We start from the raw sequence: 9,286 nt of genomic DNA on the forward strand, positions 1-9,286 counted from the left end.
CACGAAGTTTAGTTTTGCCACGAAGACTCGAAGACATAAAGTTTGCTTTTTTTTAATTTCTTTGAGCAAAAAATATAAAAAAGGCACAAAGAAAAAATAATCTTTGCGCCTTTGTGCCTTTGTGGCTATGAACCTTTGAACCTTTTTTTAAAATTGGAAATAAATAAACGGTTGTGATCCTGCAACAGCTGTAGCGTAAACAATCCAATAAACGAAACCAAGGATAATTGCTTTTCCTATTAATGGTGTTTTATCGAAAACAAATTTCATTTTTGATGTGATCACTTCCGGTAAAAAGTGCCAAACGTATCCAAAAAGCATTAATAAAAATACATTTTTATATCCTGATACAATTGTTTGCCATTGCTCCGGCTCAAAAGTCAGCTGACCAATATTATTGATAACCTGCAAAGCTGTTTCGAAATCTCTGGCGCGGAAAAAGATCCAGCAGAAAACAACGAAATGAAACGTAATAACGATCGAGAAAAACGTCCATAAGAAATTTGAACCATTACCTTCTTTTTTGGAAGGGAAAAATTCCATGAACATCTTGTGAACTGCTAATGCTAATCCGTGCAATGCTCCCCAAACAATAAACTGAGCTCCCGCCCCATGCCATAATCCACCTAAAAGCATTGTGGTAAACAAGTTAAAATTCGTTACCAAGGTTTGGTGTCTCTTTTTAGAAAGTAAAAATGTTAAACTAAAAAGAACAATTGCGCCAAAAGCAATACCTAACGGAATGAAACTCTCATTTACGTTTGAAATCCCCCAAAGCAATAATCCGAAGAAGAATAAACTTGGGAATAAAAACCCTGCAAATGTTCCTTCTCTGTTTCCTCCAATAGAAATATATAAGAAATCTTTTAACCAGGTCGATAACGAAATATGCCATCTTCTCCAGAAATCTGTGATCGAAGTTGATTTATATGGCGTTCTAAAGTTAGCCGGTAATTTGAATCCTAACAACAATGCAATACCGATTGCCATATCTGAATATCCTGAAAAATCACAATAAATCTGAATGGCATATCCGTAAGACGCCATTAAATTTTCGAATGCCGTATAGTTCATTGGCGTGTCAAAAACCCGATCAACGAAGTTTATGGAGATATAATTTGAAATTACTGTTTTCTTGATTAATCCGCCAATGATCAAAAACAATGCATTGTTTACGTCTTGCTTGGTCAGGTTTAACTTTTGATAAATCTGTGGCAAGAAATCTTTGGCCCTAACAATTGGTCCCGCAACCAACTGTGGAAAAAATGAAACGAAAAATAAATATTCGATGTAGTTTTTTGTGGGCTTGATCTCTTCACGATAAATCTCAATAATATAACTCATCGACTGAAAGGTATAAAACGAAATCCCGACAGGCAGAAAAATATCATGAAGCTGGTAATTACCATGAAACATATCATTGAATGTTACGATCATGAAATTCATATACTTGAAATAACCCAGTAATCCCAAATTCAGGATGACACTTATAACAAGGTAAATTTTCTTCCGACTGTCTTTTGCTTCTCTGTAAATGATCTGGCTTAAACCATAATCGACCACTGAAGAGAGTAATAACAGTAAAAAGTAAATTCCGCTTGACTTATAGTAAAAGAAAAGTGAAAAGAGAATAACGTATGTTAATCGCAAATAAAATGTTTTGCGTAAAAAAGCATACACAAAATAAAAAACAAGAAATAATCCTAAGAATAAACCGGTATTAAATAATAGTTTTTCTTCAGGATTGTATATAAACCAACTTTTTGCCTGTTCTAAAGTAACTTCGCCAAAATTCTGAACAAACCAATTATTTATGCTATCAATTGTAATCAACTTAATTTTTTAATTTAAAATTATCGTATGTTTTTATAAATGCCTCTGTAAACAAATCCCCTTGTTTTTCGTATCCGGGTTTAGAATAATGAACCCAATCGGGACCAATTAATCCTGTAGCTTTTAAATTTCGGATTCCGTCCATTCCTCCAAATTCGTCATATAAATCCCAAACTGCAAAACCATCTGTCTTCGCTGTTTCAATAATGCTTTTTGCATAATCACGAACGTAAACGTTAGGTCTTCTGGCTTTAAGCAATGAAGGCGGCGGCGTCATAACAATGATAGGAGCATCAATATTCTGATCTTTTATATTTTTTATAAACAGACGTAATTCTGCTATATAAGCCTGTGCTTCCATGTGATCATAACTTTCATTTGTTCCTAACGAAAAAATCAACAAATCGGGATGCAGTGCTTTTAGCTGCTCAAAGAATAAGGGATATTTATTATAATCTGAAAATTTAGCTCCGTTTACTCCAATGCTGCTGTAAATTAAACCTGGATTGTCTTTTTCTAAAACCAATCCGTTCAGTTCATATTTTGAAGCCTCTTTATTCGGAATCAGAAAGATTTTATTCAGCTCTTTTTCTGAATGATAATAATGAGTGAATGCATCAGATTCAAGGTTCAAAGGCAAAAATTCTGAGCTTGTAATATTCTTAGGTCTTGTTTCATTTGTCAGGATTTTTAACGTTCTTCCGGCACGAATGTTATTAGACTTCAGGTGGTTTTCTCTTTTGATATCGGCGATTGAAATTTTGTATTTATCAGCGATAGTCGAAATAGCCTCTCCTTTTTTTATTTTATGTGTGATTATCCTGCGTTCTGTAGACTGAATCGTTTTGGTCTGAGAGGAGATCGCCAGGTCAAACATATGTTGATTCTGAGGTGTAATAACCTTAATTGAGTTGAACTTATAAGCCGTGTCTTTTATATTCAGTTCGACCGCAAAACCACCGGTATCTCTCCACAACGCTATTCCGCTTAAACCAACAGAAAGATTCTTGAAAGGATGAATGTTTCGATAACTTTCCCAGCCTCTGTTAGAATAAAAACGCTCATTATAAGAACCATTTGTTTTTGCCAATTGATAAGGAAAAACCAATCCTCGTCCGGCATTTCCAAACTTTTGCTGAAGGTTTTTTCTAATCTCATTGGTCATTAAATCACTCTGAATATGAGAATCACCAATATGCACAACATTTATCTTCTGATTATTATGGCTTTCGTTTTCCTTTAATTTCAGAAAAAAACGCTCTAAGACTTTTGCATTATAGATTCTGTCCTCAGGAAAAGAATCAATTGCTGCTTTATTGACTTTATGAATCATATTTTTTGTTATTGGCTTTGAATCTGTTTCTTTTGTTGTGTCATTTGTTGTAAAAAAAAGACAACAAAAGAAAATAATAAGTCTACTCATCTACACTATCTTTTGTTACAGATACGGAATCTGTATTTGTTTTCCTGACTGTCTTCCGTTTATTGACATCAGTTGATCTGTTTTCGCGTAATACTTTGTACTGTTCGTAACCTTTATTTAACTGATCGTATAGTAACTTACCTATGGCTTTTGCACCACGTTGGTTAAAGTGCGTATAATCTTTATTGGCTTTCGCCGGTGATTCGTCGACCCATTTTACCATAGATCCGTCGCCCCCCATTAAGGTATATAAATTTACAAATCCGGATTCAGTATCCAAAGCATATCTTTTTTGTGATTTCATTAAAGGAACTACGGCAGAATCACTCTTCATTTCCATATTGTATTTCGTCGATTTATCTGCTGTTGAAATAATCAAAACAGAAACTCCGGGAAAGGATTCCTTTATTTTATTAACCACTTTTGTCATTCCTTTTTCATACCATGAATAATTTTTGGTTCCGTAGTTCAAAACGTTGGTTCCGTAATGCAGAATAATCAAATCGTACTTTAAATTATTATTAAAACCTTGCATTACATTGGCATTAAACATAGAGATTGGCAATCCTGAATTTCCCCTTTGAGAGAAATTATCAACATGAACCCCACTTCCGTTATCAAAATTGAAGCCATAAATTGGAATTGAATCTGAATTGATGAAATTGGCCTTAAATGATTTGATACTTCCCGAAGTCACTTTCAGCGTATTAACAAGATTACCCGGAACAAGGCTTTTACGCAATGTATCTTTTCCAATAATGAAATTTACATTTCCTTTTCTGGTTGATCTTCCATAAAACAAGGTAGGATTCTCTAATGTTGTAGCATATTTATTTAGCCCTGCCTCATATTGAACCCAGGTTGTGTTTGCTTTATTATTGGCAAAAAACACATGTCCATTTACTCCAAAAGGGCTAGCCGGATTTTTGACATTTAAGTACGATTGTGTTTTCCAGTTTTTAGAATAAGTAGATTTCACCGATGCTCTAGATGCGGCAGACTCTGAAGTAATTGGAACAAAACCAACACCGCTACCGCCAAAACGTTCCTGATAATTAGAACGAACATCCTGCACGATTAAATCGCCATCTGTCATCGAATCTCCATAATAAGCAATCCTTACTTTGGCTTGCGGATTCTTTTCTAATTCATATAATTTATCATAAAAAGAAATCAGGTATTGATATCCTTTATAGTTCTCGAAAGTTTCAGACGGAAATTCAATTCCCTCTGAAGCATTAAAAGTAATTTTCTCTCCCGCTTCCTTTTTTTCATTTTCAGAAACGTTACCGCCCTTTAGTGCCAAAGAATCGTTTGCTACAGATTCTAAAAGCAGACTATCTATAAGTACATTTTTAGAATCTACTTTACTATCCGGGAAAATTTTATCAGGTAAGATTTGTTTAAATCCAATGAAAGCTACAAATGCTAAAGCTACAATTGCAAAAGACTGAAAAAAATAAGATTTTGTGTTCACTAGTAATTATAAATTTGAAGAAAGGTTTCGTTAAAATTTTTATTCAAAATTCCTGTTAATTCCTTATAAAAAGTTGCGCAAAGATAGAATTAAACATTAATTTATGAATTGTTTTTAACATTAAAAATAAAACAAAAAAAGAGGTTAGATAAATCTAACCTCTTTATCAAAAAAAAAAATAAAAAAACAAAGCTAATGATTAACTGAATTTTAATCGGATATATTTATAATCAGTAAAGAAATAATCTAATTAATAAAAGATTATTTCTTTACTGCTGTTTTTTTTATTTCAAGATCGCATACTCTAAAGTAACATAACCTCTTTCTCCTGCATCATTTGTCATAGTAAGGAATTTAACTTTATAATAGTTTCCTGCTGCATCTTTCACTACATAAAAACGATCTGTTCTTATACTTGGTAATGAACCATTTTGTCCTCCGCCATTTCTCCAGTTGGCACCAATCATTCTTTGATCTGTAAGAGAAGCTTTAAAGCTATCTTCAACAACTTTTGCTTTAGTAAAATCTGCATAAGAGCCTCCGGTAGCAACTAAAACTTGATACACTTGTGTACCACCTTTTGAGTTTGAAGTAATAAAATCAGAGTAACCGTATGTAACATCACCACTACCCATATTTAAATAATTTGTAAATACGGTGAAATTCAAATCCCATTTTGTTTTTGCTGGTTCAACTGAAACAGTATTTCCTGAAGTCAAACTAAAAAATGAGAAATTAAAATCTGCATCTTTTGAAATTACCTTCTCTGTAAAAGTTGTTGAAGTTAAATCGGCATACTGAATTTTATATCCATTTCCACTTCTTAAAATTCTAACTTTTTTCCATCCTCTGGCAGCTCCGTCAACTTCAACACCACCTACTGCTGGTTTTACATTACTAACAGCAAATCCTAAATTCACTAAGTATACTTTATTATCAGCATCTGTTGCAGAAATTTCAGCAATTGCAGTTCCAACACCTGCTCCGGCACCAGCCAAAACACCTGTAGGATTGTCAACATATCCATTTGATGCTGCAGTTTCTCCTCCACCTGCTATAACTTTTATATCAATTACTTGTGGTAACGTAATATCAGATGTCTCCAATTTTTTTACTGCCATTTTTACAGATCCATTGATGATCACTCTAAAATCTGCTGCGCTCGAGAAACCAAAATCCCAAGAAGCTCTATTAACTGATTTTGACTCTCCTGCGCTTAAATCTAAATAAAGCTGATTAGGTTGATTTTGACCTCCTACTGATGCTGACAGAGTTGATCCTACTGAAGGCACTTCAGGTACAGGCGTATTGTCGTCATCACTTGAGCATGCTGCTAGTGATAATAAGGCTATTGATAAAAATAATAGTTTTTTCATTGTATTTCTGATTTATATTAAAGATTAAGATTATATGCTAATTTTAAAAAGTAGGAACGTCCGTAAGCCAGCATTACATCTCCTGAAGAAGCGTGAACTGCATTTGGATTTGTTCCCGTTTGATTTACATTTTTTATATCAAGAATATTTCTTACCCCAATGGTAACCTCAAAATGATCTTTGAAAAAGTTTTGTCGAATAGTAGCATCTAGCCAATTACTTGGATCAATTGTTGAAAGGACATAAGATGAAGCCCCTTCAATAAATTGCTGTGTTCTGCCATTGTATTTGTAATAACCTGAAAGAATGGTTTTCCATTTTGGAAGTTTGTATGAAACACTCGCATTTAAATTGAAAGAGTAAAGAAACTTATCATCTGAAGTAAATACCTCATTTTTTATTTCCTGAGAAACTCCAATTAATGCAGCACCAAAGTTAAAAGTTAGATTATCTTTTCTGAATTGGTTCATTGTAGAGAAATTCCACATTCTGTATTTACTAATATTCATATATTGATACTCCGGATTTCCTGTATCGGGATTAAATCTTACAAGTGCCATATCAATTCTATCATTAACATCTAAGTAACTTCCCGCAAATGTGTTTGAAAGCTGTGCTCCCGAAAAAAATGTAGTCGATTTTTTAAGACTGGCCTCATAAGACGTACTGGTTTCAGGAATAAGATTCTCATTACCAACGAAAAAGTGTCCGTCAAATATTTGTTTTGAATACAACTCCTCAAAAGTTGGTGTTCTAAAGGAGTTACCATAAGAACCGCGAAGTTCAATTCCTTTATCAAATAAATATCTTAGACCAAGAGACGAAGCATATTGATTATCAAACTGAGACTGAGCAGAAAATCTAATTCCCGGTTTTATAGACAATCGCTCACTCGCCATAATTTCTGACGAAACAAAGAAATCATAGTTTTCCAAAGTTTTACGAACAGGCGCCAAAATATTACTTGCCTCCTGAACTAATGCATATCCTCGATTATTTACGAATTCATAACCCAATTGCAAATCAACCGTTTTGCTTGAAAAAAAGTTATTTAAGGTTCCTGTAGAATAAAGAACTTCCATTGACTGATCTTTGACTGTAACATTATTAGCCTCTGACTTAGTAAATAGATAATATCTAAAACTCTCAACATCACGTGCTTGTTTCTGATGAGAAAGCGAAACATTATAATTCAATTGAGAGAACAGTTTACCAGTAACATTTAAGTTATGAAAATACCTGTTGGTTAAATATCTTTTATCATCTCCATAACGATAAGAGCCTAAAGTGGTATTGAAACCAGATTGTACTATACTGTTATAATAATCTACGTTTTCATCTAAATATTCGAATTTATAGAAAAAACGAAAATTATCTTTGTGATATGCTATCAAAGCCGTACCATTTAACTGGTCTTTTGGCAACCATCGATAACCACGTGTGCCATCATTTTCAGCATAATCAACCCCATTTTTATCGCTTAAATATCCCTGAAAATCATTTCGGTTTGCACCAAAAGAAACAAACCAGTTTTTATTGAATGTATGAGAAACTTTTAATGACTGAATATGGCGTCCCTGATCAAAAAGTGAATATTCTTTGTTCACGGTTTCTTCCTGAACTGATGCTGTAATACCCCATTTATACTGTGAAGATTTCTTTGTAATTATATTCAGAACACCACTAACAGCATTTGCACCATAACTAACTCCCATTGAACCTTCGACAATTTCGATATGATCAACGTCATTAAGATTAATTTGGGAGAGATCTGTATTATTACCAAAACCTGCTTCATTCACTAAGGGAACATTGTCTACCAAAATTTTAAAATACTGCGCATCCAATCCAAATAAAGAAACTGTAGATCGCCCACTTGTTCCACTTGGTCTCACTGTAATATTTAAGTACTGATTTAGAACATCGGACAAATTATTTGCTGCTAAATTTTGAATGTCCTGATTTGAAATCACACGAACATTAAAAACAGACTTCTTAATTGACTGTGGCTCAAACTGTCCCGTCACAACCACTTCAGAAAGCTTATTTACAGCCGTAGTATCCTTTACTTGTGCAAAAGAAATTTGACAAAAAAGAAAAGCTGCAAAAAGGATATATTTTATTTCCATTATTTTTATTAAGTCTTAATAATGGCGCAAATATATAAACTATTTTTATTTGTTCTAAATAAAATTATATATTTGCAAAAAAATATAAAAACAAAATAATAAATTATGATTTCAAAAAGCCTCTATTTTTCAGCCGTTATGGCTTTGACTTGTAGCCTTGGTTTCAGTCAGGATAAAAAGCAACAAGACATTAAATCAATCAAATCAATGTGTGGTTGTTATGAAGTGAAGTTTAATTTTGCCGAGACTTTTCAGTATCCTAAAGATTCTCTTACTTACAAACCATCAGAAACGAAACACGAATCTGCTTTAGAATGGGTAGAGTTATTAGAAGACACTCCTAACAAAATTGTAATGCAGCACTTATTAATAGTAAGTGACGATATGATTATTAAACACTGGAGACAGGATTGGTTGTATGAAAACACTGACTTGTATTCATTTGACAAAGGATCTTCATGGAAATATAAAAAATTAGATAAAAAAGCCGTAAAAGGTCAATGGACACAAAAAGTATATCAGGTAGATGATAGTCCAAGATACGAAGGATCATCAACATGGGTACATGTAGACGGACAAGATTACTGGGCAAACGTTGCTGATGCTCCTCTACCAAGAAGAGAGCAAACCAAACGTAATGACTATAATGTTTTAAAAAGAAGAAACATTCACGAAATTACGGCTACAGGATGGAATCACGAACAAGACAATGACAAATTGATTCGTGACGAAAGCGGAAAAGATGTTTTATTAGCTCAGGAAAAAGGTATGGATGTCTACACTAAAGTTGCAGACATTAAATGTATCGCCGGACAAAAATGGTGGAAAGAGAATAACGCTCTTTGGAAAAACGTTCGTGACAAATGGCAAACATTGTTCGACAGGCATAAAGATTTAAACTTAGAAGCTAAGGTAGACAGAAAAGCACTTTACTCTCTTTTGTTTGATCTAAAACCAACTGCTACAAAAGCAGAATCAGATGCAATTATAGACAAATTTGTAAAATAAAAATATTTGTGTTAGTTATTAAAAAAGTAGCTGTCTCACA

The 9,286-nt window shown here is 33.4% G+C and carries 6 protein-coding genes; 1 reads left to right on the top strand and 5 read right to left on the bottom strand.

The window, feature by feature from the left end; all coding sequences use genetic code 11:
- Positions 1 to 147 precede the first annotated feature (147 nt).
- The 5 genes from B0A67_RS23275 to B0A67_RS23295 all read right to left on the bottom strand — a co-directional run bounded on the left by B0A67_RS23275 (position 148) and on the right by B0A67_RS23295 (position 8,238).
- Entirely contained in the window at positions 148 to 1,833 is a 1,686-nt protein-coding gene (locus B0A67_RS23275; protein WP_072964888.1) for an MBOAT family O-acyltransferase, read from the bottom strand.
- 1 nt (position 1,834) lies between these two features.
- On the bottom strand, positions 1,835 to 3,166 hold the full coding sequence (locus tag B0A67_RS23280) for a GDSL-type esterase/lipase family protein (RefSeq protein ID WP_242671013.1): 1,332 nt from the start codon (positions 3,164 to 3,166) through the stop codon (positions 1,835 to 1,837).
- A gap of 82 nt (positions 3,167 to 3,248) precedes the next feature.
- Positions 3,249 to 4,733, bottom strand: a complete 1,485-nt coding sequence (locus B0A67_RS23285; protein ID WP_072964890.1) for an SGNH/GDSL hydrolase family protein — start codon at positions 4,731 to 4,733, stop codon at positions 3,249 to 3,251.
- A 284-nt stretch (positions 4,734 to 5,017) separates the two neighbouring features.
- A complete protein-coding gene (locus B0A67_RS23290; protein ID WP_072964891.1) occupies positions 5,018 to 6,109 on the bottom strand; it encodes an HmuY family protein in 1,092 nt (363 codons plus the stop codon).
- Positions 6,110 to 6,126: 17 nt separating this feature from the next.
- Complete coding sequence (locus tag B0A67_RS23295) at positions 6,127 to 8,238, bottom strand: TonB-dependent receptor plug domain-containing protein (protein ID WP_072964892.1); 2,112 nt, start codon at positions 8,236 to 8,238, stop codon at positions 6,127 to 6,129.
- Between the two features lie 105 nt (positions 8,239 to 8,343).
- Here B0A67_RS23295 and B0A67_RS23300 point away from each other — a divergent pair, with 105 nt between their 5' ends.
- Positions 8,344 to 9,246, top strand: coding sequence for a DUF6607 family protein (locus tag B0A67_RS23300; RefSeq protein ID WP_072964893.1), 903 nt, complete (start codon positions 8,344 to 8,346; stop codon positions 9,244 to 9,246).
- The last annotated feature ends 40 nt before the right edge of the window (positions 9,247 to 9,286 follow it).

Source organism: Flavobacterium aquidurense (assembly GCF_002217195.1).
Lineage (GTDB): Bacteria > Bacteroidota > Bacteroidia > Flavobacteriales > Flavobacteriaceae > Flavobacterium > Flavobacterium frigidimaris.

Bases quoted from the DNA above. Each gene is read 5' to 3' on its own strand.
- B0A67_RS23290 (WP_072964891.1), bottom strand. From the start codon at position 6,109: ATGAAAAAACTATTATTTTTATCAATAGCCTTATTATCACTAGCAGCA.
- B0A67_RS23300 (WP_072964893.1), top strand. From the start codon at position 8,344: ATGATTTCAAAAAGCCTCTATTTTTCAGCCGTTATGGCTTTGACTTGT.
- B0A67_RS23295 (WP_072964892.1), bottom strand. From the start codon at position 8,238: ATGGAAATAAAATATATCCTTTTTGCAGCTTTTCTTTTTTGTCAAATT.
- B0A67_RS23280 (WP_242671013.1), bottom strand. From the start codon at position 3,166: ATGATTCATAAAGTCAATAAAGCAGCAATTGATTCTTTTCCTGAGGAC.